At 41.8% G+C, this 25489-nt stretch carries 27 protein-coding genes; 5 read left to right on the forward strand and 22 right to left on the reverse strand.

Annotation, left to right across the window (positions count from 1 at the left end; translation table 11 throughout):
- Positions 1-107 precede the first annotated feature (107 nt).
- The 6 genes from K1J09_RS00860 to uvrC form a co-directional block, all read right to left on the reverse strand.
- On the reverse strand, positions 108-596 hold the full coding sequence (locus K1J09_RS00860; protein WP_009660430.1) for a prolyl-tRNA synthetase associated domain-containing protein: 489 nt from the start codon (positions 594-596) through the stop codon (positions 108-110).
- 10 nt (positions 597-606) lie between these two features.
- Positions 607-1191 carry a uracil-DNA glycosylase family protein gene (locus tag K1J09_RS00865; RefSeq protein ID WP_009660471.1) on the reverse strand — a complete coding sequence of 195 codons (585 nt, stop codon included), beginning with the start codon at positions 1189-1191 and terminating at the stop codon, positions 607-609.
- Positions 1192-1245: 54 nt separating this feature from the next.
- Entirely contained in the window at positions 1246-2652 is a 1407-nt protein-coding gene (gene pepV, locus K1J09_RS00870) for a dipeptidase PepV (RefSeq protein ID WP_125332387.1), read from the reverse strand.
- Positions 2653-2722: 70 nt separating this feature from the next.
- The gene (locus tag K1J09_RS00875) at positions 2723-3328 is read right to left on the reverse strand and encodes a nitroreductase family protein (protein ID WP_223322605.1); all 606 of its coding nucleotides are present in this window, start codon (positions 3326-3328) and stop codon (positions 2723-2725) included.
- Between the two features lie 197 nt (positions 3329-3525).
- Entirely contained in the window at positions 3526-4071 is a 546-nt protein-coding gene (locus K1J09_RS00880) for a hypothetical protein (RefSeq protein ID WP_125444980.1), read from the reverse strand.
- 153 nt (positions 4072-4224) lie between these two features.
- Positions 4225-6054 (reverse strand): excinuclease ABC subunit UvrC, encoded by a 1830-nt coding sequence (gene uvrC / locus K1J09_RS00885; RefSeq protein ID WP_223322603.1) that lies wholly within the window; start codon positions 6052-6054, stop codon positions 4225-4227.
- Positions 6055-6418: 364 nt separating this feature from the next.
- Between uvrC and K1J09_RS00890 the strand changes: the two genes are divergently transcribed.
- The 3 genes from K1J09_RS00890 (at position 6419) to K1J09_RS00900 (ending at position 9951) form a co-directional block, all read left to right on the forward strand.
- Positions 6419-7675, forward strand: a complete 1257-nt coding sequence (locus K1J09_RS00890) for an extracellular solute-binding protein (RefSeq protein ID WP_223322602.1) — start codon at positions 6419-6421, stop codon at positions 7673-7675.
- Positions 7676-7756: 81 nt separating this feature from the next.
- Positions 7757-9115, forward strand: coding sequence for a carbohydrate ABC transporter permease (locus tag K1J09_RS00895; protein WP_002904606.1), 1359 nt, complete (start codon positions 7757-7759; stop codon positions 9113-9115).
- Positions 9115-9951 carry a sugar ABC transporter permease gene (locus tag K1J09_RS00900; RefSeq protein WP_223322600.1) on the forward strand — a complete coding sequence of 279 codons (837 nt, stop codon included), beginning with the start codon at positions 9115-9117 and terminating at the stop codon, positions 9949-9951. The genes K1J09_RS00895 and K1J09_RS00900 overlap by 1 nt, the downstream gene beginning before the upstream one ends.
- Before the next feature lie 136 nt (positions 9952-10087).
- On the opposite strand, the gene K1J09_RS00905 is transcribed toward K1J09_RS00900, so the two are convergent.
- The 3 genes from K1J09_RS00905 to rimM all read right to left on the reverse strand — a co-directional run bounded on the left by K1J09_RS00905 (position 10088) and on the right by rimM (position 14070).
- Entirely contained in the window at positions 10088-12649 is a 2562-nt protein-coding gene (locus tag K1J09_RS00905) for a CAP domain-containing protein (protein ID WP_223322599.1), read from the reverse strand.
- 190 nt (positions 12650-12839) lie between these two features.
- Positions 12840-13562 (reverse strand): tRNA (guanosine(37)-N1)-methyltransferase TrmD, encoded by a 723-nt coding sequence (gene trmD, locus K1J09_RS00910; RefSeq protein ID WP_223322597.1) that lies wholly within the window; start codon positions 13560-13562, stop codon positions 12840-12842.
- Positions 13552-14070, reverse strand: coding sequence for a ribosome maturation factor RimM (rimM, locus tag K1J09_RS00915; protein ID WP_223322595.1), 519 nt, complete (start codon positions 14068-14070; stop codon positions 13552-13554). The genes trmD and rimM overlap by 11 nt, the downstream gene beginning before the upstream one ends.
- Positions 14071-14268: 198 nt before the next feature.
- Here rimM and K1J09_RS00920 point away from each other — a divergent pair, with 198 nt between their 5' ends.
- Positions 14269-14727 (forward strand): hypothetical protein, encoded by a 459-nt coding sequence (locus K1J09_RS00920; RefSeq protein WP_223322594.1) that lies wholly within the window; start codon positions 14269-14271, stop codon positions 14725-14727.
- Between the two features lie 110 nt (positions 14728-14837).
- Here the strand turns inward: K1J09_RS00920 and K1J09_RS00925 are convergent, their stop codons facing one another.
- The gene (locus K1J09_RS00925; protein ID WP_223322593.1) at positions 14838-15623 is read right to left on the reverse strand and encodes an alpha/beta fold hydrolase; all 786 of its coding nucleotides are present in this window, start codon (positions 15621-15623) and stop codon (positions 14838-14840) included.
- A 247-nt stretch (positions 15624-15870) separates the two neighbouring features.
- On the opposite strand from K1J09_RS00925, the gene K1J09_RS00930 reads away from it, so the two are divergent.
- Positions 15871-16182 (forward strand): VOC family protein, encoded by a 312-nt coding sequence (locus tag K1J09_RS00930; protein ID WP_125332419.1) that lies wholly within the window; start codon positions 15871-15873, stop codon positions 16180-16182.
- Here the strand turns inward: K1J09_RS00930 and K1J09_RS00935 are convergent.
- The 12 genes from K1J09_RS00935 to pnuC form a co-directional block, all read right to left on the reverse strand.
- On the reverse strand, positions 16104-16625 hold the full coding sequence (locus K1J09_RS00935; protein ID WP_002895319.1) for a GNAT family N-acetyltransferase: 522 nt from the start codon (positions 16623-16625) through the stop codon (positions 16104-16106). The two genes, K1J09_RS00930 and K1J09_RS00935, sit on opposite strands and share 79 nt — an antisense overlap.
- Positions 16626-16797: 172 nt before the next feature.
- Complete coding sequence (locus K1J09_RS00940) at positions 16798-17469, reverse strand: potassium channel family protein (RefSeq protein ID WP_032913402.1); 672 nt, start codon at positions 17467-17469, stop codon at positions 16798-16800.
- A gap of 10 nt (positions 17470-17479) precedes the next feature.
- On the reverse strand, positions 17480-18829 hold the full coding sequence (locus K1J09_RS00945; RefSeq protein ID WP_223322591.1) for a TrkH family potassium uptake protein: 1350 nt from the start codon (positions 18827-18829) through the stop codon (positions 17480-17482).
- On the reverse strand, positions 18826-19377 hold the full coding sequence (locus K1J09_RS00950) for a putative immunity protein (protein WP_223322590.1): 552 nt from the start codon (positions 19375-19377) through the stop codon (positions 18826-18828). The genes K1J09_RS00945 and K1J09_RS00950 overlap by 4 nt, the downstream gene beginning before the upstream one ends.
- 252 nt (positions 19378-19629) lie before the next feature.
- On the reverse strand, positions 19630-19869 hold the full coding sequence (kphA, locus tag K1J09_RS00955; RefSeq protein WP_002895313.1) for an RNA-binding protein KphA: 240 nt from the start codon (positions 19867-19869) through the stop codon (positions 19630-19632).
- Between the two features lie 19 nt (positions 19870-19888).
- On the reverse strand, positions 19889-20161 hold the full coding sequence (gene rpsP, locus K1J09_RS00960; protein ID WP_002895310.1) for a 30S ribosomal protein S16: 273 nt from the start codon (positions 20159-20161) through the stop codon (positions 19889-19891).
- Between the two features lie 231 nt (positions 20162-20392).
- Positions 20393-21082: a YjjG family noncanonical pyrimidine nucleotidase gene (locus K1J09_RS00965; protein WP_002897439.1), complete on the reverse strand. Its 690-nt coding sequence runs from the start codon at positions 21080-21082 to the stop codon at positions 20393-20395.
- Positions 21083-21274: 192 nt separating this feature from the next.
- Positions 21275-22201 carry a C39 family peptidase gene (locus K1J09_RS00970; protein ID WP_223322807.1) on the reverse strand — a complete coding sequence of 309 codons (927 nt, stop codon included), beginning with the start codon at positions 22199-22201 and terminating at the stop codon, positions 21275-21277.
- Positions 22202-22253: 52 nt separating this feature from the next.
- Positions 22254-23087: an AraC family transcriptional regulator gene (locus K1J09_RS00975; protein ID WP_223322587.1), complete on the reverse strand. Its 834-nt coding sequence runs from the start codon at positions 23085-23087 to the stop codon at positions 22254-22256.
- Between the two features lie 197 nt (positions 23088-23284).
- Positions 23285-23779 (reverse strand): YkgJ family cysteine cluster protein, encoded by a 495-nt coding sequence (locus K1J09_RS00980; protein ID WP_002904626.1) that lies wholly within the window; start codon positions 23777-23779, stop codon positions 23285-23287.
- A gap of 167 nt (positions 23780-23946) precedes the next feature.
- Positions 23947-24591 carry a hypothetical protein gene (locus tag K1J09_RS00985; protein WP_223322586.1) on the reverse strand — a complete coding sequence of 215 codons (645 nt, stop codon included), beginning with the start codon at positions 24589-24591 and terminating at the stop codon, positions 23947-23949.
- 105 nt (positions 24592-24696) lie between these two features.
- Entirely contained in the window at positions 24697-25488 is a 792-nt protein-coding gene (pnuC, locus tag K1J09_RS00990; protein ID WP_223322585.1) for a nicotinamide riboside transporter PnuC, read from the reverse strand.
- Between the last annotated feature and the right edge of the window lies 1 nt (position 25489).

The raw sequence follows: 25489 nt of genomic DNA on the forward strand, positions 1-25489 counted from the left end.
CAGGATAGAGGGACAAGACTCTAGAAAACGAGTGATACCAATTCGCTAGGTTCGACCACCCGAAAGAGCAGCTAGATATTGCTCCTCTATCACAGCAAAACAGTTAGTTAAAGCTCAAGAACTTGGTAAGAATAACCTAAATCTTGCAAGAATTTAAACAAATCTGTTGTAGAGACAAAGATGGTCTTTTCATTGGTATTAGGATGAAAAGTCATGCGTTCTTCGTCGATGATCTCTTTATCGAAATAAACATGGATGTCCTTCTCCTCATTGTTAAGCAGACCAAAAGGTGATACAGTTCCTGGTGGCAGCTGCATTTTTTCAAAGAGAGAATCTGCTGAAGCCATGCGAATACGGTTGGCTGAAACCAGCTCTTTAAACAAATCCATGTCCAGACTCTTCTTGTCATCCATAATTAGAAGATAATACTGAGTTTTCTTCTTATTGGTCAAGAACATGGACTTGGTCCGAACACCTTCCATGCCTTCAATATACCTATCTGCCTGCTCTGTCGTAAATGCAGGAGGGTGCTCCACCACATCAAAGGTGATCCCCAACTCTTGCAACTTGTTAGCTACTTGTTGATATGCATCCATGCTTCTTACCTCATTTCTCCATGATATTTTTCACCAATTTTTGCAAGTCTGGCACAACCTGCTCTGCAAACCAAGGATTTTTAGCCATCCAGATTTGGTTGCGGGGCGATGGGTGAACCAAAGGAAAAAAGTCAGGCAGGTAATCTTGATAATGCTGAACCGTCTCGGTCAGCTTGATATTTCCTGTTTGATGCAGATAGTATTTCTGTGCATACTGACCAATCAAAATGGTCAGCTCAATATCTGGCAAAAGCTCTAAAATCGGCTGATGCCACTTTTCGGCAAAGCCCTTACGAGGTGGTAAATCTCCAGACTTCCCATGCCCCGGAAAATAAAAATCCATGGGCAAAACCGCAAAATAGCCAGAATGATAAAAAATCTCTTCATCGACACCCAGCCATTCTCTCAGCCGGTCACCACTCTTGTCCTTCCAGTAAAGCCCTGCCTGCTGAGTTTTCAGCCCCGGCGCTTGACCAATAATGTTAATCCGAGCATTTTTTGGTGCCGCAAAAAGTGGCTTGATTCCCTGCTCCGTAAATTCTTGATTTTCTGGATCGGTCATGATGGCTTTGGCAATATCCTCTATTGTTTGCATGACAACTCCTTGCAAAGAAACTCATCCAGCAAGGCCAAACGAGTTCTTCTTTTTTTATTTGATTAGCTCGTAGATAGCCTCCGCGTAAATGGCCGCAGCACGGAAAAGGTCTTCTACATCTGTAAATTCATTGGCTTGGTGCATAGTGTTGACATAGTCTGGGAACATAGCCCCAAAAGCCACACCGCGCTTCAAAAGACGGCCAAAGGTTCCACCACCAATAACTTGCTCGTGTCCTTTGAGACCCGTTTGTTTTTCGTAAACACTCAAAAGAGTTGCTACCAACTCATCATCTGCTGGAACATAGTGCGGAGTGTGTCCATGCTCAGATAGGCTTACTGACACAACACCAGCAACTTTTTCAAGACCGGTCTGAATCTTTTTCGGATCAGTACCTTGAGGGTAACGGATGTTCAGAGCAATGGTATTGTCAGCCTTGTCACTGTCAAAATGGAAGACACCAGCATTCATGCTGAGAGCACCCATTTTAGCATCTGTATAAGCAATTCCTAACTTCTCACCTGTAAAGTCCTCGTGCAGAACTTGAGCTGCCACTTCCAGATAAGCCTTGGCGTCACCAGCAAAATCAAATTGGTTGAGGAAGAGAGCTAAATAAGTTGCTCCGTTGATACCATCCTCTGGCGTAGAACCATGAGCTGATTTCCCGATGACTGTCACTTCAAGAGCGTCGCCATTTTCTTTCAGACTAGCTGAAACCTTGTGGGCAGCAGCAAAGTCTTGTAATTTCTTATCCAATTCCGCTGCATCAACTGCTGCTGTAAAAATAGCTGTCGCTGATTCTGGCACCATATTCTCACGAAGTCCGCCAGTGAAGCTCTTGAGTTTAAAGCTGCCATCATTACTGTTAGCAAAGTGGAGATATTCTGTGATATTCCCTTTTTCACCGTTTATGATTGGAAATTCTGCGTCTGGTGAGAAACCAAAGTCTGGCTCAGGTAGGCCAACATGCTTGAAATAATAGTCCATGTCTTGCCAACCGGATTCCTCGTCTGTCCCCACCACAAAGCGAACGCGCTTAGACACTGGCAATCCCAAGTCTTTGATGATTTTCAAACCATAGTAACAAGCCATGGTTGGTCCTTTATCATCAGATGAACCACGCGCATAAAGCTTACCATCAATAATTTCAGGTTTGTAAGGATCTGTATTCCAGCCACTCCCGGCAGGAACTACATCCATGTGGGCAAAAATCCCAAGTTCTTCCTCACCCTCACCAAAAGTAAAGTGACCAGCATAATTGTCAACATTCTTGGTTTCATAGCCATCGCGTTCAGCGATTTCTAAAAACTTATGCAGAGCTTGAACAGGACCAGGTCCAAAAGGATGTTCATTATCAGCCTTGGAATCATCTCGTTCTGAGTTGATTTCCAAAAGACTGAACAGGTCAGCTAAGAGATCTTCTCTTCGTTTTTCAACTTCTGCTTTAAAATCAATTGTCATTATTTTACCCCCAATTTCCAATTCGATTTAAATCGATAAAACTATGGATTAAATCGTAAATATAACTATATCAACGTTTCTCAATGATTTCATCAACTGGCAAACGATAACTAGGTTCTAGTTTTTCATCGGTATAACCAACAGTAATCAAGAGTTCCGGACGGAAACGCTCATCAATTTCCAAAACCTCATTAACCTTAGATTTATCGAAGCCTAAGATGATGTTAGATCCGATACCTTGGTCAGTCAGAGCCAGAACAAGATTCATGGCCACCAGACCAGCATTGAGAGCTAAATAATCGCTCTTTTGCTGTTCACTATAGCGAGCAAACTCAGCTGGCAGATTTTGCATATAGAATTGGAGCTGCTCATCAGAGAAATTCTTAACTCCAGCAACACGTGCAATCTTGCGAGCCCGCTTGGTCAAATCAGTATCAGTAAAGAGGGCAATGGTCACTGGCGCTTCCTTAATCTGGTCCACATTTCCACCAAAAGCTGTCTCTGCTAGAGCCTGATTCCGCTCCCGCACCACAACGAACTTCCATGGCTGGCTATTGTGAGCACTGGGTGCCAAAGTTGCAATTTCAATGGCTGTGCGAACATCCTTTGGATCCACAGGTTTGTCGTTGAAATGTTTGGTCGCATGACGCTTTTTATTGAGTTCTAGAAATTTCATAAGTCGCATCCTTTTCTTAATATACTAGCTTCATTTTATCATATTTTGTAAGAGTTTGCAGGAGTTTTTTCACTGGGAGAAACTTTACACCGTAACTGTTATGAATATTTTAGGCTTTCTCTCAAATACTCTTTCTTCGATTGATTTTAAATTTTAGGAATAAAAAAAGTAGGTGATAGTCACCTACTTTGTAGATATTACTGAGCTGACGTAAGTGGAGCAAGAGCTTTATAAGCGCCCTCAATCGCCTTCTTCATGGCATCACGTCCTGTTTTCAATTGCTGAGCAAATAAAGCACGATTTTGTTCTGGAACTTCTGTATCATCTGAACCAACACTTGAAAGGGTTTCATTAAATGTCTCTCTTGAAGTTTCCATAGACTGAATTGCTGGTTCTACTTGTTGATTGTATGCTTCTTTCCCAGCCTCAGGTACTTTAGCCCCGATTTCATTTATGTACTTTTTATAATTATCAATCAACTTACTAAAGAGGGCTTTCATGTCACCAATTGTTTTAGCATTGTCGATTTCTTCATCTGTCAAAAGAACAATTTCTGGGATTTCTGCATCTGAACTAGCTGTTTTTGATGAAGTTTCAGAGCTACTTGATTTACTCTTTGAAGTAGATGTTTTTTCTACAGAACTTGAAGCTTTTTCAGAAGAATCTGATGTTGTTTTTCCAGAACATGCTGCTAAAGTTATAACTGATAAAAGCGCTACACTAGCTGTAATAATTTTTCTCATTACTGTCTCCTATTAATAAAGAATAGACATATTATAATATAAAATTATTTTATTGTCAAACATTATAGGCATTATAATAGTCCATCCATTTCTGTTAATTTTTTCCTAATTATTAAAGAAATTCTGCATACACAGTCCTCATATGAGATTTGTCTATTCTAAATCCACCTGTGGCTCTGCTACTTCTGACAAGGATGTTTTCTGCTGGTCTACTGGATTCAACTTCTCCCGCACTGCCTCTGCCACTGCTCGTGGTACGCCGACTTCGACGATTTGGTCGACACTGGCTTCTTTAATCTTGGTTAGAGATTTGAAGTGTTTCATAAGATTCTGCTTGCGTTTTGGTCCCAAACCTTCAATGCCATCTAGCTGCGATGAGAAGGAATTCTTAGACCGGAGCTGGCGGTGGAAGGTAATTGCAAAGCGGTGGACCTCATCTTGGATACGCTGGAGTAGGAAAAACTCCTGCGAATTGCGAGATAATTCTACAACCTGAAGAGGGTCACCAAAGAGCAATTCATGAGTCTGGTGCTTGTCATTTTTTTGCAGTCCAGCGATGGGAATATCCAATCCCAACTGCTCCTGAATCACTTCTTTAGCGACATTGACCTGGCCCTGTCCACCGTCAATGACAATCAGATCAGGCGGAGTCAGTCCATCCCGAATCACCCGACTATAGCGCCGCTTGATGACCTCACGCATACTGGCGTAGTCATCAGGTCCTACGACAGTCTTGATCTTATATTTGCGATAATCCTTCTTGCTTGGTTTACCATTGACAAAGACCACCATAGCCGATACAGGACTGGTCCCCATGATGTTGGAGTTATCAAAAGACTCAATACGAACAGGTGTCGGAATGTTAAGGAGCTGCCCTAGATTCTCAATAGCACCTTGAGTCTTTTCAATAGATTTCTCCAAAAGGTCAAATTTCTGCTGGAGACTGACTCGGGCGTTTTTGATAGCCAGATTGACCAACTGCTTCTTTTCGCCTCGCTGGGGCTTAAGCACCTTGGTATCCACCATGGCCCGGACAGCTTCTTCGTCAATATCTGCCGGAATCAAAATTTCATTGGGCTTGAGGTGGGATTTTTCCTGATAGAACTGGCCAATATAGGTCAGAAAATCTTCGTCAGGATCATTGTAATAGGGAAAAAGATTGACATCGCGCTCAATTAACTTGCCCTGACGGACAAAGAAGACCTGCACACACATCCAGCCCTTATCCACATGGTAGCCAAAGACATCACGATTCTGCAAATCCTTGGCCATGACCCGCTGCTTGGTCCGCAGGGTGCCAATGGACTGAATCAAGTCGCGGTACTCTGCTGCTTTTTCAAACTCCATAGCTTGTGCTGCGCCAGCCATTTTCCCCCGTAAATCCTCAATAATCTGGTCATCCTGACCCTTGAGAAAGGCTGCTACCTCCTGGGCCAGCTCCTTGAAATACTGGCTGTCTACCTGACAAATAGTGTGGGCCTTGCACTGCCCTAGATGGTAGTAAAAGCAGACCTTTTCAGGTGGATTGGTACACTTACGAAAAGGAAAGAGCCGATCTAAGAGACGCTTGATTTCATTGGCCGCACCGACATCGGGGTAAGGACCAAAATAAAGTCCGCCGTCTTTTTTGACTTGGCGCGTGATGATTAGGCGCGGATAGGTTTCGTTGGTAATCTTTATAAAAGGATAGGACTTATCGTCCTTGAGCATGATATTGTACTTAGGCTTGTTTTCCTTGATTAGATTGATTTCCAGCAGTAATGCCTCAATGTTGGACTCGGTGACAATAAACTCAAAATCCTCAATCTCAGAAACCAAGGCCTCCGTCTTGGTGTCATGACTACCGCGGAAATAAGAGCGAACCCGATTGCGAAGATTCTTGGCTTTTCCGACATAGATAATGCTACCGTTTTTGTCTTTGTGAATGTAACAGCCAGGACTGGTCGGCAACAGTTCCAGCTTTGATTGGATTAGCTTGTTCATAGGTCTATTATAGCAGAAAAGGGAAGTATTCAACAGGTAGACACTAGATTATTAGAAAATCATAAGTTTGATTCCTTTCATAGATAATAATGAACTATAACCTGTTTTTAAATCTTCTTTCAAGTGCCAAAAATCAATTTCAAAATAAACATGATTCTCTTCATAATAATGCGTTTTCTAAGTAAAAATCAAGCAAGCGATTGCACAGCTATTTTAATAGGCTTTGATTAAATAAACAGAAATAAAATAGAAAAATTTTAGAAAAATTAATATATTTTTAAAAAAATTTGAAAAAAAGACTTGACAAAAATTGCAAACGGTTGCATAATAGAATTGTAAATAAAAATTCCGGGAGGAAATAGGAATGAAAACATGGAAAAAAGTAGTATTGGGCAGTGTCAGCTTGCTGGCTGCAGGAACGCTGTTAGCAGCTTGTAGCTCGAATAGCAGCAAGGAGAGCTCTTCTTCTAAAGCTGATAGCAAGACCTTGAAACTTTGGGTACCAACTGGTGCTAAAGATTCTTACTCTGATACAGTTAGCAAGTTCGAGAAAGAATCAGGCTACAAGGTTGACGTAGTCGAAATGGAAGATCCAAACGCTCAGGAAAATCTGACAAAAGATGCTAGTACTGCTGCCGATGTTTTCTCTCTGCCACACGACCAACTTGGTAAATTAGTTGAAGCTGGAGCTATTCAAGAGGTTCCTTCTAATATGGCAGAAGAAATCAAGAAGAACGATACAGAACAAGCAACTCTTGGTGCTCAGTATAAAGGTAAAACTTATGCTTTCCCATTTGGTATCGAGTCACAAGTAACCTACTATAACAAGTCAAAACTTTCTGCTGACGATGTTAAATCATACGAAACAATTACATCTAAAGCTAAATTCGGCGGAAACTTGAAAGAAGTTAATGCTTACGCTACTGCTCCACTCTTCCTTTCTGTTGGCGACACTCTCTTTGGTAAAGACGGTGAGCAAGTAGACGGAACAAACTGGGGTAACGAAGCCGGTGTGAACGTTCTGAAGTTCATCGCAGCTCAAAAGAATAACAGCGGTTTTGTAAACGTAGATGCTGCTAACCTTCTTGCTAAATTTGAAGATGGTTCAGTTGACGCTTTCCAATCTGGTCCATGGGACTACGCAGCTGCTGAAAAAGCTGTCGGCAAAGACAACCTTGGTATCTCTGTTTACCCAACTGTTAACATCGGTGGACAAGACGTTCAACAAAAAGCCTTCCTTGGTGTAAAACTTTACGCAGTTAACCAAACACCTTCAAACGGCGACACTGAGCGTATCGCAGCAAGCTACAAACTAGCTCAAGCTCTTACTAGCAAAGAAAGCCAAGAAAACCAATTCAAGTTTGAAGGACGTCACATCATCCCAGCTAACAAAGAAGTACAAGAATCTGAAGATGTGAAGAAAGATGCATTGGCACAAGCTGTTATCACAATGGGATCTTCTGATACCTACACAACAGTTATGCCTAAACTTAGCCAAATGTCTGTCTTCTGGACTGAAAGTGCTGCAATCCTCAGCGATGCTTACAACGGTAAATTTGGTGAAGATCAATACCTCGCAAAATTACAACAGTTTGATAAAGATTTAGCAGCAGCTAAATAATACTCAAGCAAATTTAAATAAGCATTGAAGTGAGGGGGGCAGCCTTCTCACTTCTTTCTTTGTAAATATAAGGAGAATACTATGACTCAGTCATCTTATGACAATGCATCCATGGTTCAGGTTTTTAAAGAGGGAACATGGGATGTCAAACTCTCTTTTCTGGTAATGGGACTGAGCAACCTTGTAAACAAACAATTTATCAAGGGGCTGCTCTTCCTCTTCTCAGAAATTGCTTTCCTGATTGCTTTTGCAGTTCAAATCATACCAGCTATTGGCGGTATGATTACTCTGGGAACTCAAGAGCAAGGAGAGGCTATCAAAAAAGTTAACGGCTTGGAAATCACCGTTCAAGTAGCGGGTGACAACTCTATGCTGATGCTGATTTTTGGACTTGCTTCTCTTATCTTCTGTGCAGTCTTCGCCTACATCTACTGGTGCAACCTGAAAAGTGCTCGCCACTTAATGGCTCTTAAACAGTCTGGTCAGAAGATTCCTAACTTCGTTGAGGACTTCAAGACGCTTGCAGACGGCCGTTTCCACATGGGCTTAATGAGCATTCCTCTTATCGGAGTACTGCTTTTTACCATCCTACCTCTGATCTACATGATCTGCTTGGCCTTTACTAACTTTGACCATAAGCATCCAGCTCCTAAGTCACTTTTTGACTGGGTTGGCTTCTCAAGTTTCGGTGATGTCTTCTCAGGTCGTATGGCTAGCACCTTCTTCCCACTTTTAGGCTGGACCTTGATTTGGGCGGTAGCTGCGACAGCTACTACTTTCTTCTTCGGTATTGTTTTAGCTCTCTTGCTCAATACAAAAGGCCTCAAGTACAAGAAAGTTTGGCGCACACTCTTCGTTATCACTATCGCAGTTCCACAATTCGTATCTCTGCTCTTGATGCGTAATTTCCTAAACGATAATGGACCTTTGAACGGATTATTGCAAAGCCTCCATCTCATTCAGCATCCAATTCCATTCTTGAGTGACCCTGTTTGGGCTAAGTTCTCAATCATCCTTGTCAATATGTGGATTGGTATTCCATTTACCATGCTGGTAGCGACTGGGATTATCATGAACCTGCCTAGTGAGCAAATCGAAGCTGCTGAGATTGATGGAGCTAGCAAGCTTCAAATCTTCAAGAGCATTACTTTCCCTCAAATTCTCTTGATTATGGCACCATCACTCATCCAACAGTTTATCGGGAACATCAACAACTTCAATGTGATCTACTTCCTGACAGGCGGGGGACCTACTAACTCTTCCTACTATCAGGCAGGCTCAACTGACCTTTTGGTTACCTGGCTCTATAAACTGACCGTTTCTGCCAAGGACTACAATCTGGCATCTGTTATCGGTATCCTGATCTTTGCAATCTCTGCAGCCTTCAGTCTCTTAGCCTATACTAGATCCGCATCATTCAAGGAAGGAACTGCTAAATAATGAAAAATAGAAAAAAACTCAGTTTATTAGGGATTTATGTCTTGCTGACTGTTTTAGCACTCATCTGGCTAACGCCGATTATCTGGATTTTTCTGACCAGCTTCCGTGGTGAAGGTTCTAATGCGGTCCCTTACTTCTTCCCTAAGACTTATACTTTTGACAACTATATCAGACTGTTTAATAACAACACATATCCTTTTGTTCAGTGGTTTATCAATACCCTGATTGTTGCGACAGCGACTTGTATCCTGTCTACTTTGATTACTGTGGGTATGGCTTACTCACTCAGCCGTATCAAATTCAAGCATAAAAACCGTTTCCTCAAGCTGGCTTTGGTTCTTAATATGTTCCCAGGCTTCATGTCTATGATTGCGGTTTACTACATCTTGAAAGCACTCAATTTGACACAAACGCTGACGTCACTGATTCTGGTTTATTCAGCTGGAGCAGCTCTAGGCTTCTATATTGCTAAAGGTTTCTTTGATACTATCCCATATTCTTTGGACGAATCCGCTATGATCGACGGAGCGACCCGCTTCCAAATCTTCCGGACTATTACATTGCCGCTTTCAAAACCGATTATCGTTTATACAGCGCTTATGGCTTTCATGGGACCTTGGGTTGACTTCATCTTTGCCTCTGTCATCCTAGGCGATGTCAAGGAAAAATACACAGTTGCTTTAGGACTTTTCCAAATGCTTAATAAGGATGCCATCAATAAATGGTTCTTGCCTTTCACATCTGGAGCGATTATCATCGCTATCCCAATCACTCTTCTCTTCATCTTCATGCAGAAATACTACGTAGAAGGTGTAACAGGCGGAGCAGTCAAATAGAAACTAATATGTATATTGAAAACTTCCGACAGTTAATATCGGAAGTTTTTATCTTTCTTTTTATATTAGATTGTTTAATTGCTGTAGACACAAAAAAATGAGGCTGGAATAATTGCCAGCCTCATTTTGTATTTCTTTAATTATAATCTTCGTCTCTACGACGGCGCTTGTTGGTTCCCAAAAAGGCAGCTGCACCAAGTGCCATACCAAAAATTGCAAGGCGTTCTGCTTCTGAACCAGTATTTGGCAGAATAGCAGGAACTGTTGGAGCCTTATCAGCTGTCGTAGCCACGCTAGCAAGCTGAGCTGCAGGATTTACAACAAAATCAGTGAATGCACCACCACCTGCCGCTTGAACAGCGCCTGTAGTTGCTCCTTTTACTTCGCGAGTGTTCGCATGAACTTCTGCAGTCTTAGCATCTGAATCTTTCTTAGATTCATCCTCTGTACCTGGACCAGCTGCTCCACCTTTTACAGCTGTTAGAGTCTGTTTATCTTCACCTGAGCGATAGTTACTATTCAGAGCATTTCCATACAGGAGAGATGCTTGATTCAAGATATTCAAGAGAGTTTCATAATTGGCTTGAAGACTGTTGTAGGATTCCTCAAGGACAGCTAAAGTTGCAGTCTCTTGATTTAAGATTGCTTGTTTAGCTTCATAATCAAGCTGCGCTTCTGCCAACTCCCGCTCTGCTTCTGCAAGTAACTGAGGAGCATTTTTTAGATCAATAACTTTCTTTTTAGCTGCTGCTAATGTTTTTTGAGCAGCCATGAAGTCCTCTTGAGCAGTTGTCAAACTAGCTTTCGCAGCTTCTTGATCTGACTGAAGTTCTGCCAACTTATCCTTAGCTGCTGCTAGAACTGCCTGAGCGTTGCTCAAGTTAGTCTGATAAGGTGCTAGGTTTGCTGCAATCTTAGCTGTCGCTCTGTCAAGAGCTTCCTGCTTAAGGGCAACATTTTGCTTGGTCAAAGCTAGATTATTTTCAGCAGTAGCTACCTTCTGACGAGCTGCATCAACTGCTGCAATTTGAACTGCCGCTGCTTTTTGAGCATCAACTAATCGAGCATTGAGGATATTGATAGCTGATTCCTGACCAACTTTTTGAGCCTTGAGTTCAGCCAATTGATTCTTAAGTGCTGTAACATTAGCGTTAGAACCTGCAGAACGACCACCACCAGCACGTAATAACTGCTCCATAGCCGCAACAGTCAGCAAAGTACCATTATTAACACGTTGGTCAAAGTTGCTAATATGATGGAAACCAACTTCGGATGTACCATGAGGTGTGCCCCATTGGTTTGGATGCTTATCATAAGCTGCTGAGATAGCATTGGCTTTATTATCCATCATCTGAACATAGTGTCCAATCTGAGCAAATACGCCAGCACCAACCCGCATATAGATAGCATTAGCATCAAGCTGAGTTTCATCAGTAGGCAGTCCATATTGCGCTGCAATCTCTTGATACTTTTCTTTTTCTTTGTGCCAGAAATTCACAGCACCTTGCGGGTCAAAGCTAATGGCTACATTTTCATTACCAATCAGCTTACCCATGTGCCAGTTATTACGCTCAAAGTAGATAGTCTGAATCTGGCTGGCTACATTAGCATACGGATCAACCAACAACTCTTGTAAGCCAGCATTACGACGGTAAGCATTAATCGCCTTCACCAACTCCAAAGCATGAAGGTTATTTTCTAGACTAGCTGGACTTGTTGGGTCAGAATTAACTGAAATACCAAATTCATTTTGTCCGCGTTGGTAAACTGCAAGAGCATTGTTAGCAGCATCACGAATTTCTTGATTAGCCGCATTGTTACGAACATTTTCTAAAAATTGAGAATAAGTCGTATTACGAAGGTCAACAGGAGCTGTTGCTGCTGCTTTCTCGGCAGCAGGAATTTGTCCTTCAAGAGAGCTGATAGCTTGATTGGTTTGGCTCAAAGATGCCTTTGCCTGGTTGATTTTATTCTGGATTTCAGCCTGCACTTGTGGAACAGAAGACGCTGCTTGTTCCGCCTTTGTCAACTCAGTCTTTGCATTGTCTAAAGCGGTCTGTGCTTGACTTTGCTGGCTCTTAGCAGTTGCTACAGCTTGCTCCTCTGAGTTAACTGGTGTTTTAGCTTGTTTCAATTCAGTCTCGGCAACGTCTACCAGAGATTGGCTCGCCTTAATAGTATTCGCTTGATCTTTAACGGCTTGGTCTGCCTTGGCAGCTTTAGCCGCTGCTTCTCGAACAGCAGTGTCTTTTGCGCCAACCTCTTGCTCTGCTGTTTTTGCTTCCGTCTCCGCCTTAGCAACATTTTCTTCTGTTGCTTCTGCCTGCACTTCTTTAGCAGTCTCAACAGCAGCTTCAGCCACTTTCACGCTAGTTTTTGCATCTTCAGCTTCTGTTTTCGCAGTATCTACTATCGATCTTTGCTCATCAAGTTTAGCTTTGGCTGCTTCAGCATTTTCTTGGGCAACAGCTACATCTGCTGCTGTCACTGGTTTCTCAGTTACTTCAGTCGCTTTTGGAGCTGTTACAGTTGATTCAACCAACTCATCCGCGTGCACTTGATGGGTCAGTCCACCAGAAATAATAGTTGTAGCCGCGATACCAGTCGCTACAACAGACTTGCCTATTTTCTTTTCCATAATCAATCTCCTTTTTATAATCTCACATACTATAATTAACCTGGGTATAGTAGCCCGCATAGTAATATACTATCACAAAACGCTAGTATTAACTAGTAGCAAACGTATAGTTTTAATAGTTTTTTTATTACATTTTAGTTACAAAAATGTTTTGTTAGAAAAATAAGCTGGTTTTTCCAACAAAAATGAGCATTTCTGTATCAAATAAAGCAAAAACTCCTAGATACTTTCTAAGAGTTAACCTTGCTTGTCAGTCAGATTGAGCTTGTCGAATTTCTTCTAACATTGCTTCTTCTTCGGCCGTCATTTGATAGCGTTCCAGCAAGTCTGGACGTCTTAGATAGGTCTTTTTCAGACTTTCATAGAGACGCCACTTGCGGATATTTTCATGATGGCCGCTCATAAGGACTTCAGGAACAACCATACCCCGATAGTCATAAGGCCGAGTGTACTGAGGATATTCCAATAGTCCAGACGAAAAACTGTCATCTGTATGACTGGCTTCCTTTCCAATAACCTCTGGAATCAGGCGAACTGTAGCATCAATCATAGTCATAGCTGCCAATTCTCCCCCAGTAAGAACATAGTCCCCAAGCGAGATTTCGTCTGTCACTAAGGTCTTAATCCGCTCATCATAGCCTTCGTAATGGCCACAAATGAAAATGAGCTCCTCTTCCTTAGACAGTTCCTCAGCATAGGCTTGGTCAAAAGTCCGACCAGCAGGATCCAGCAAAATCACACGCGGTTGCTTTTTTTCAATGGCATCATAGGCATCAAAAATAGGTTGGGCCCGTAGCAGCATACCCTGGCCTCCGCCGTATGGCTCGTCATCTACATGCCGGGATTTTTCAGCCTTTTCTCGGAAATTGTGATAATTGATTTCCAAGAGGCCTTTTTCTCGCGCTTTTCCGACGATAGAGTGCTCCAGGGGCGCAAACATCTCCGGAAAGAGAGTCAAAATATCAATTTTCATCGTCCAATCCTTCCGGTATCTCTACATCAACCCGACCTTGCTCAATGTCAACCCCCAGAACCACTGGCGGAATATAAGGCAGCAGCAAGTCGCGCTTGCCTTTGCGCTTGACTACCCAGACATCATTGGCTCCTGGCTGCAGAATTTCCTTAATCGTACCAAGAAGAACGTCATTTTCATAGACTTCAAGGCCGATGATTTCATGGTAGTAAAATTCCCCGTCTTCCAAGTCCGTCAAATCTTCCTCTCGGACCTTCAGAGTGAAATCACGGAATTTCTCAATGTCATTGATGTGGTACATCCCTTTAAACTTGATAATATCAAAGTTCTTGACCTTACGATGGCTGGCAATCTCCACATCCATGACAAACTGATCTTTCTTGTCAAACAGGGAAAGGGTATTGCCTTTTTTAAAACGCTCTTCAGCAAAATCCGTCACTGACAAAACCCGCATCTCACCTTGCAAACCTTGCGTATTGACAATTTTTCCAACATTAAAATAATTCATCTCGACTCCAACATATTATACTCTGCCTAGTATTTTATCATGATATAGGGGAATGTACAAGGGAGATAAGGGGGAATTCTCTTGCCTATATTTATTTGATTAATGTTGCTACTTAACGTATAATTATACATATAGAACCTCAGTACTATAAATACCCCAGTGTATTTATGCAAAACCAGAAAGAAGGTGGTGATACCTATGGGAAAAAAATTAAGCAAACTCTTGCTCTCTACTGCTCTTCTAGCCACAACAGCTGCCAGTCTGACTGCTTTGACACAGGTCAAAAAAAGCCAAGCAATGGAAAACGAAACGAGGGGAACTAGAAATGTCTCAGCCATTGACGAAAAAATTGCTCAAATTGATAACCCAACCATCAAGGCTTTCCTAGAATACTATGCTAGTCAGGACATGACCTCTGCATCGTCTCTTCCAATGATAGATGATTTGGAGTCCAATACGCGCATCATCGTTATTGAGATAGACTATGCAGATACAAGCCAACCACCAGCAATCGGTGCATCTGTTGATGGATCCGAGGGGCCTGTCGGTGGAACTATTGATGCTGATGGCCAATACATTGAATTTGATACAAGTGACCATAGCAAATCCGCAACCGTTCAGGAGATTCGAGATGCTATTGCTGAAATACTAGGATAAAACTCTCATAAATATGTTCAAAATAGCTGAGATTAAAATCTCAGCTATTTTGCATGTATCTTCTCTCCCGCTTTCAATGTACCAATTAAAGTTTGTATATATCTTGCCTATCACATTTCTAAAAGAAACTCAACTATCTTTTCTGACTGACTCCAATGTAAATAATGATGGTTGCCTCCTAAAATAATCTGGGCATTTTGTGAAGCAAATTCGGAATCTTTATATTCTTGTTCTCGATAGGCCTGACTCAAGATAAAAATCGGGAATTGAAAAGAGATATCTAAGTTTTGAAAATCGCTTTTTGCGATACTGCAATAATGTTGAAATCCTTCTTGTACAGATTTTAATCTATCAGAACTCCTTTCTGCCTTCACCCATAAGATTTTAAAATCAGCTACTGAAAAACTCTCTTGTCCTATTTTTTTCAGATATTCATATCCTCCACCGAGCGTCTGAACTTTCTCCTGTAAGGATAAAAATTCGGGATAAGGATTCTGAGCTAATTCGCCATATAGAACAGAATAAGTGGTCGGCTCAATTAAGATTAGTCCCTGACAAAACGGCTCTGATTCAGCAACTTTAACTGCTACAAGACCACTAATACTGTGCGCGCAAACAGCATACTGGAGGACTTTAAAATCTGATAAAACCTCCAAAATAGACTGAACCAAATCGTCCAAAACAAAATTTTCTTGATTTTCCAGTGGGCTTTGGCCAGCATTAGGGTAATCTATTGTTAAATAGCCCCAATTTTTAGGTAACTTCCGAATGACTGGCAAAAAATTTTCATAGGTCGGCAGACTCCCTGCACCGCTTAAAAATACAGCAATCTTTTCCGCAGGTTGATAATATACAAATAGCTGTCCTACTTTCGTTTTGATTATTTTTTCTTTCATAATGTTTCCAATCGATTCTTACAAATATTATCCGGGCACACACTACTATCTGAGAGCTAGCTATTTTACTAGTAGAATAAGGACACCCCAATACCCAAAATTATATACCAAAATTTTTTCATATTCAACCAAGATTCGTGTTAGAAGAGGCAGTTGCTTGCACTGTGAATGAAGGCTAATCTCAAGGCTTGTTTTTCCTAAAAATCTATGCTAAGGTAAAGGCAGAATACGAAAAGGAGGGGCTACTATGATAAGAAGCGGCCATCTGATTTACAAGGTAAAAGGCTTACGGCAGGCGGTCAAGGAATGGGAAGAAAAGGGTTTTGTCGTCGAATACGGCAGAAGGAAAAAACCCAACAATGCCTTAATATACTTTAGTCAAGGCCCCTATATTGAGCTACTGGAAAATACGGGCATTCCTGTAATAGCCAAAATCATAGCTAAACTATTTGGCAGACCTAAAAATCTGGAGCGCTTTTTCTACTGGGATGAGTGCGAGGAAGGCTGGCAAGGACTTTGTATCGAAAAAGATTCTTCGTCAAAAGAATCACCTCGATAAAGAATTTCAAAGCTAAGATCCTCATATTCCAGAAATGCATTCGACGAGCGGAAACCCTTGCTTTTATAAAATTCCCAGCGAGCCTGACGCTGTTCAAGATTATCACACGGCTCATCTAGGCGCTCGATTTCTAAAAGCATGGTTCGCTGATAGAAATTGACCAGCTTTTCGATGATTTCACCGCCATAGCCATGGCTGCGCAAGTGGGGCATAATAGCAAAGAAACTAACATAAAAGGCTTGCGCGTTGGAGATGGCAAAGGCAAAACCAACAAATTCCTTTTCATGATAAAAGGCGAAAAAATTAGCATCCTCCTGTTCCTCATATCGTAAAAATTCACTGAGCGGTATCCTTTCCTCTTCTGGGAAACCTTCATTATTCAAGGCTTCTACCTTATCCAAATCTGGAAAATCTGCTGTAATGATCTGGCTGGTTAAGCTCATAAAATCACTCCTTTTCTAGTGATAGTATAATAAATTTTGCAACTGGTTTCAAAAAAGAGCCCTGAAAGAGCTCCTATGTATCCATTTTTTCTTCATATATTTTTCTTCATATAATAGAAAGGTGCCGAATGCCTAGATAGAATCGGTTGGCCCCCACCGAAGAGGAATTATCCTAGCTGCTACTCACTATTTCACGTAAATTATCCAAATGCTGGTTATCAGTCACAGCCATAATGCTGACGCCTTCTGGCCAAACAAAGTCTGGAGTAAACTTGCTTTCCAAAGGCTGATTTTTTGTCAGACGGTATCCGATAATATTAAGATGATAAAGCCTGCGAGCATCTACTTCACGGACCGTTTTCCCGACCCAGCTAGCAGGCAGTTCAAACTCAGCCACTACTACATCGTCATCCAGCTGGAAGACCTCAATCGAATGGTTCAAGAGAATAGTCTTAGCCAATGAAATACCAGCCTCCACTTCAGGCAGAATAACCAGATCAGCTCCCACCTTTTCCAGCACCTGCTGAGTTACTTCATCTTTGACCTTGGCAATGACATTTTTAACGCCCAATGCCTTGCAGTGCATGACCGCTAGGACGCTGGATTCCAGACTTTCTCCCGTCGCTACGATGACCGTATCACAGGACCCAACGTCTGCCGCCTCTAAAAGCTCCATATCAGTAATGTCCCCGATCACACCAACGGCAATCATGTCTTCATACTGATTGATTGTCTCTTCGTGATTATCAATCGCAATGATTTCTACATCTTGAGAAATCAAGGCCTCAATGATACTCTGTCCAAAAATCCCCAAGCCGAGGATTCCAACTGTTTGATTTGCCATTTCTTTTCTCCTATCCAATCATAATGTCCGCCTTGCTGTAATGCAAGGTTGCAGCCTTCTTCGGTTGATAATGGTTGAGACTGACCATAAGAGTCAGCGGCCCCACCCGTCCAATAAACATTAGCAACATAATCACAATCATACCAGCTGTATTGAGGCTGGTAGTGATATTGGCCGTGACACCAACTGTAGCCAATGCCGACACAGTCTCAAATATCAGGTAAATAAAACGATGACTGCTATCGGTCACTAGCCCAAGAGCCAAAAGACCAAGCAGAAATGTCAGCTGAAAAATCACTGTCACACCAAAAGCCTTCTGCACTAGCTGAGGAGACAGCGTTCTCCGTCCCATATTGGTATGAGGCAAGCCCAGGATTTCCTTTCGAGCAAAAAGCAAAAGAACTAGGAAGGTCGTAATTTTCAGACCGCCCGCTGTACCACCCGGAGCCCCTCCCAGAAACATCTGGAGCAGATAGATAAACAGGGTTACTGGACGAGCAGCTGTATAATCAATGGAAGCAAAGCCAGCTGTCCTCATACTGACTGTCTGAAAAAAGCTGACCAGTAGCTTATCGCCAAAGGAAAGATTGCCAATCGTTCCAGGATTATTGTACTCCGTCCAGAGACTCGTGACCGTCCCAAAAACGAGGAGACCAGCAGTCAGCAGCAAGACTACCTTAGTATGAAAGTGCAGCCCCTTCTGTTTTCCTCCCAATTTAGTCGCCAAGTCAAACCAGACCATAAAGCCCAGTCCTCCAGTAATGATGAGGAGAGCCAAGGTGATATTGACCAAAACATCTGTCTGCAAGCCTAGTAGGCTATCATTGCCAAAATTATCAAAGCCCGCATTACAAAATGCAGAAACGGCTAAAAAGATAGAATTAAAAATCCCTTTTCTCAGACCAAACTTGGGAATGAAGCGAATCATGAGAAGGAGCGCACCCAGTCCTTCGATACTAAAAGTCGTGATAAAAATCGAACGGACAAATTGACCTAAGGTACGATTGTGACCATAACTAAAACTATCCCGCAGAATACGGCGATCCTTGAGGCTGAGCTTTTTCCGACTTTCCATGGTGAAAAATCCGATAAAAGTCAGGATTCCCAAACCACCAATCTGAATCAGCAACATACAAAGGAGCTGTCCCCAGACATTGTATGTATCCACAACCGATTGAGTAAAAAGCCCTGTCACACAGACCATCGAGACAGCTGTAAAAAGATGATCCAGATAGCTCGCTTGGGAACTTGCCGTCTGCACCCAAGGCAGACTGAGTAGCAAGGAGCCACAGAATATCACCAGAAGAAAAGACAAGATAATCTTTTGCGCTGGTGACAAGCGTGAAAATAAATGCTTCATAAAGTTTCCTTTCCTGATCTAATAAAAGCAGAGGCCAGCTCTATCTGTCTTTCTCTTTCCTTGACAGCCCGCTGCATATCATCTGGACTCTGCAAATTTCTGACTTTGATGGCATAATCCGCTGCGACAATAGCATGGCCCCGCATGTGGCCTGATGCGACTCCTTGGGCAAAAACACGCGCAGCATATTTACCGATTTGTGATTGGGCTTGCTGCGACAGTTTGTTAGCCAAGAAACCAGCCTGCCTTAGTTCATAGGCAGATGCCCTACCATCAAGTCGAGCCTGAAAAATCGCTCTTACCTGAGTCAAAATCTTCTGCTTTTCAGACTCATCTTCCGCATCTATCAGAGCTATAAAGCTTGACGCTATTTTCATAGCCCATCGAGCCAGTTTCCCTTGAGGAAGTTCCTCCAAAACAAGCTCCAATTCCAATCTCTTCTCACCATCATCCAGGATTTTCAGCTTGTATGGGCTCGGTAAAATCACTTGTCTATTCTCATAACACTTGCGCTCATGAGCGTTCCAAGCATAATCTTCTGGCTTCATATGCCCTCCAGTTTCGAATTTTTCTAAACTCGCCCCTGCATTTCGTTCTTCTCTTAAATGAAGTGTCTAGTTCTCACATACGCTCGAACTGCATCAATTCCCCTAAATTCAACTGCGCCTAACGGCTTATTTCATTAAGGGCTTTGTACCCACGCTTTGCTGGGCATCAATTTCCCTAAGCTCACTTGAGAGCTGCGCACTCAGTTCGCTAAGAGAAATAGAAAAAAACGGGACACATAGCCCCGCTGCTTCTTATTTCTCATCAATGACGATGCGAACTTTTTTGTACTCGGTTGGGACAGAGTAAACAATCGTCCTTATAGCGGAGATAGTACGACCTTTACGACCGATTACACGTCCAACATCACTCTGATCAAGATCCAGGTGATATTCTAAAAATTCAGGTGTATCCTCAATCTTGATAGTTAAGGCATCTGGCTGTGAAATCAGAGGTTTCACTATCGCAATAATTAGATTTTCAATCGTGTCCATATGTCAACCTACGCTTCTATTATTTAGAGTATTTTGAATCGTGGAATTTCTTCAATACGCCTTCTTTTGAAAGGATGTTGCGTACAGTATCAGAAGGTTGTGCACCATTACCCAACCACTCAAGGATACGGTCTTCCTTCAAAGTCACTTGGTTTTCAGCTACAAGTGGGTTATAAGTACCAACTGTTTCGATGAAACGTCCGTCACGAGGTGAACGTGAGTCTGCAACATTGATACGGTAGAAAGGTTTTTTCTTAGAACCCATGCGAGTCAAACGGATTTTTACTGCCATTATTAAGGTCTCTTTTCTTTATTTTTTTCTTTTGGTGAAATAGCAGAGCTATTAAGCACATGTTCTATTATAGCAGATTAAAAACAGCTGTCAAGTTTTTTTCTTGACAGAGTTAAAATTTCTTTAGATTAGTCTTTTTTACTTAAAAGCACAATGCGTTTTTACTAGCTTGCTTGATAAAAATATATTTAAGAGAAAACAAGACAAGGATTTTTTTCATTTGCAGTCTCCTTATGGAACCAATAGTCTGATAATGTCGTCATAAGAATAAGCGGTATAGGTCGGCTGAAAAAGACTTTTATTTTCTAGCTGTTTGGGATTGTACCAGATAGAGTCCAATCCGGCATTATTAGCGCCAGCAATATCAGCTGTCAAGGAGTCTCCAATCATCAAAGTCTGGGACAGGTCAAAATCTGGTATCTGCTCTGCTATTTTTTCATAAAACAAAGTTTCGGGCTTCTGTGTCCCCAACTGCTCCGATATAAAAATATGATTAAAATAAGGAGAAATGTCGGAATGGGCCATGCGGCCGGTCTGAATAGCCGTGATACCATTGGTCGCTCCGTAAATCTCATAATCAGCTGCTGTCAGACTGTCCAAAAGCTCGCTAGCACCAACGTAGGTCTGACCCTGCTGAGCAATATGCTGCTGATAAAGGAAGGCTAACTCGGCGCCATCCTTCTCAATGCCAAAATGGGCAAAAAGACGAGAAAAGCGAGTGTTGACCAGCTCTGACTTGGTAATTTTACCCTGCTCCAGTTCCCGCCAAAGCCCCTTGTTCATGGGAATATAATAGTCTTTGTAGATCTGAATCTCCGTCACGCCCTGCTCCTCCAAAAAATGAGTCAAGGCAATATCTTCTGCTGTATCAAAATCCAGTAACGTATGGTCAAGGTCGAAAAGTAGAAATTTGTATGACAAGGTAGAAGTCCTTTCTGTAACTGTAGTAGCTTCATTATACCACAATGCATAAAAAAAACAGCCGCTCAAAAACGAACGGCTGGTTTCTGATCTATTCCACTACTGGAATCCAGACTTTCATTTGATAGTTTGGTGGCTCTTGTTTTGACTCTGCTGCATTACCAAACAGCATCTTCGTTTTTCTCACTTCTTCTACTCTACTTTATAGTGAATGCACAAATCTCTAAATTTATTATCTAGTGCTGCAATATCATACAAGACTTCTGACAGTTTCTGATAATCTTCCTTGATACAAAATAGATGAGCTTGGCCGAACAACTTTGCTAAATTTTCTTTTAGTTCAGATCTGACCGTATCGTGGTCTTTTAAGAAGTTACTCATGTATAGATTTCTGATAGAAGCTAATTTGAAACTAAAGTATTGATGAAGATGTTTTTGTTCTTCATTCAAGCCATTGTCCGCTACCGACTTAGCATATCTTGTTATCACATTCTCCTCGCCGTGCTCATATCGTTGCTTCATCAGCATAGATGTTTTCTGATAAATCTCTTTGGAAGTTGGAGATTTGATTTTTTTAAAGTTTCCCCACATGGAGAAAGAACCTCTTTTATAGTCGATATTTTTAGCTTCCCAGGCATTCGAAAATTCTGAGAAAGTCATTTTCATACAAGCAAAGCCTGCTGGATCATGGAAATAGATAAACTCATCATCTAGATCATAAACCGAAACAAAATGGTCCACCCCATACAAATGGATATGATTGGGGTTATAAGTCAGATACCCCATGTCCAAAGGGCCAAGAACAACTGGTCCGCTCAGCAAGAACTTACTTAATATCTCTCTGATAGAGATATGATTCACCGCATTTGAATCCCTTATATAGTATTCGTCGTATGTAAAGCCCAGAATGTTTAAAGAATGGCTGATAGAACTATCTGGCATCCCATTATCAAAGAAGACTAAGGGGTGTTTTTCATCTTCCTTTATAACACTAGCACCATTTCCCATCACCATAATGGCTTCCAAAAACTCAGGGCGAACATCATAACCATACGAACGCAACGCCATCGCAAGTGAATATGTATAACAAAGAGAAACGTCCCCAAAATATATCTGCATAGCATCTCCTCCTCTGTAATCGACACCTAAAAAATGACTTGCAATCACCATTTTATTTCACCACAGGAATCCAGAGTTCCATTTGATAGTCTGGCGAGGACATGTCTCCCTCGGTGTAAACTTCAAAATCTGGTGCTCCTGAGTGGCGATAGCCAGTTTCTGGGAAAAAGACTTCCAAGACGTATTTCCAAGCATGGTGGATACTGGCTGGTATAGCCCCCTTGACTGGTATGATAGCATATTCAGCTTCTGCGATTTCTTTGATTGACAGACCTAGTTCTTCTGCTTTAGCTTTATTCTTCACATCATAGGCAGCCATATAGTTGATGATTTCGCCTTCTTTGACATCCGAGCAGACACCAAAGGATTGGCCACTGCCCAGACTTTCTAGGCTTTCAAAGCTGTGATTTGCATAGAGCTGCTCCCATGCAGACGGGCACTGGCTATTGTCAATAGCTTCCAATAGGACGCCTGCTACGGTAAAAGCAGGTTTCTTTTGAATCTTGATATCCATGTTCTTTCCTCCTGTAATCTTTAAGGATAATTGAAGTCTAGGAAAGACCCGATAAGGTTTTCCATTTCGAATTTCTGAGGGGCTCGCACCATGGAATTTCTTGAAAGCTGCGCTGAAAGCATCCGCAGATTCATAGCCGTATTTCAGTGCTATATCAATGACTTTCTCAGAGCTTTCCCGCAAGTCTGTCACAGCTTCTGACAGCCTGCGATTGCGTAAGTATTCTGCTAGAGTCATATCTGCCAGGATGGAAAACAGCCTGCTGAAGAGAGCATAAGAATAGCCCGAAAGTTGCTGAAATTGCTGTAAATCCACTTCTGCGTCCAACTTACTTTCTAGATATTCCATGGTTCGATTGAATTGATGCATCATATTCTTTTTCACCTCATAAAAGATACTAAGGCCGTTAAAAGCAAAGTGAAAATTGGAAAATTAAGGGAAAGGCTCCTGCTCCGAGGAAATTTTATCTTTTTCACATAGCTTCTAGGCCGTATTCAATTCTAACTATAGTCTAACAGATCTAAGATACTCCCGCCCTAGAATTTTTGTACAAGATTTAGAGGGGGATTCTACAACCTATCCCGTAGCTTCTCCACAAAAAGATAAGCCGCTGGGCAAGTCAGGGTGTTTTTGATTGTTAGATGATTAATCTGATGAATCTTCTTGCGGTCTGTATGAGGGAACTCTCGACAAGCCTTTGGACGGACATCGTAGATCGAGCAGAGATTGTCTCCACCTAAAAAAGGACAAGGCATGGCTTTGAAGACCTTGTCACCGTCTTCGTCTACCTGCAGAAATTCCTCTTCAAAAGCCGGCAGCTTCATCTTGAAATACTTGGCAATACGGACAATGTCTGCTTCCTTAAAGTCTGGTCCCAGAGTCTTACAGCAATTAGCGCAGGCTGTACAGTCAATCTCCTCAAAGACCTCATCATGGATTTGCTGGGCAATCTTATCTAGGTTTTTTGGTGGCTTTTTCTTGAGACTGGCTAAAAATTTTCGATGCTCTTTCTGCTTCTGCAAAGCTAGCTGATGGTACTTTTCAAGGTCGATTTCTTGGGTCATATATTTTTCTTTCTGTATTCAAATTGCTTTTATTATATCATAAAATGAGCCCTCTTAAATCTTATCAAACTCAAAGAATATTAGATATCCCATCTAACAAAAAAATCTGAGAACGAGTCCCAGATTTGCTTTTTATGAACTTAGAGAGCACTCATCAAATGCTGTCGCTAAATGCTTTTTCCACCGTCCTTGCTGACGCTCCAAGTTTCTTCGATATAGGGGATAAATTCATACAGAGTGTCTTCATCGCCTTCAAAGGACATCATATAGACCTTATCGCCTTGTTTGAAGACCCAAACCGTTAGGTTTTGAGTGGATTTTAAAACAACATTAATCTGAAAGGCTTCATTTCCAGCTACGGTACTCTTTGCTCCCCAAAAATCATCGACTTCCTTATTATCCTTCCAGTGATAAGCAATACGTTGGGCAATGGTTTCAGCGTTGAATTCTTCACCTTCTCCAATGTTAGCTTTTTCTTTTGTATAAGCGTTCATCGTGACAATGTTATAGCCACTTCCATCCGTATACTGGACGCTGTCGCCACCATCTACGTCTGTAAACTTAATCCAATTATCAGGAATACTAATATAGCCATAATCATCAGAGCCAACCCGCTGCGTACCAGTAGTCTTTGACGAATCTTTTTCTCTACGACTGCTACTACTTGTATCGCTGTCATCTCTCAGGGAAACCCGACTGGAAGAATCAGATGCTTTCCGACTGCTATAGCTCTTAATAAGGCTACAAGAGGACAGGGAGAGGCCGGCTAAGATTATCAGGGAGAGCAGAAAGTACTTCTTTTTCATGGTCATTCCTTCCTAAATCTAATAAATTTTACTAATACTAGTTTACCATATTTTTAGGACGAAAGGAAAGAGAGGCATTGTCACAACCGATTTCTTTTTCCGTTTATAGGACTATGCTTTTTTAGCAGCCTTATTCCACTGGTACCATCCTACCAAACTGTTGATTAAATAGATCAAATATTTCCCTTGAATCTGAAGGCTTTCACCCCACCAGAGGTAGATAGAAAAAATATTGGTCGCTGCCCAGAAAATCCACTGTTCGCGATAAACAGCCGTCATCAAGATTTGCCCTACTCCATTTGTCGCATCTGTGATTGAATCTCTATAAGGACGATTGGCACCTACAGACTGATAAATCAAGCCAAAGACCAACCACCAAAGCACACTGAGTGATAGATATTTTGTCCATCCTTTGGCATCTAGCTTACGAGCAACAAACTCTTGCTTTTCTTTTTTAAACTGACCTTGGTAAATCCACACCAAGAGTCCAATTGGCTGCATGATTGTAAAGTAAAGAGTCGTCAGGACCTCGCCATAGAAGCCTTTCTGCAAAGCCAAAATCAAGTAAATCACAGAATTAATCAAACCAAAGAGGTAATTGCTAGCCCGTCCTTCAGAAACAAAAATTACACAGATAATCCCAGTCAGACTGCAAATCATCCCTGTCCAATCCACGATACGATGTTCATATATCAGCTCCAGCCAGAGCGGAAAACTCCCTAGAATCAAGAGATAAACCCATTGACCTAAGCTGCGATGAGCAAACAAATCGTCCCAAATAAGCTTCAAGGTAGCAGAAAAGCCGAGCTTCTTCATACTGGTCACCATTCGTTTGTAGCCACCAGACATTTCAGAAAGCGTCAGCTTCATGTTTGCGATTTTCTTTTGGATATAAGTATTCATT

The sequence above is a fragment of the Streptococcus sanguinis genome (assembly GCF_019928825.1).
Lineage (GTDB): Bacteria > Bacillota > Bacilli > Lactobacillales > Streptococcaceae > Streptococcus > Streptococcus sanguinis_L.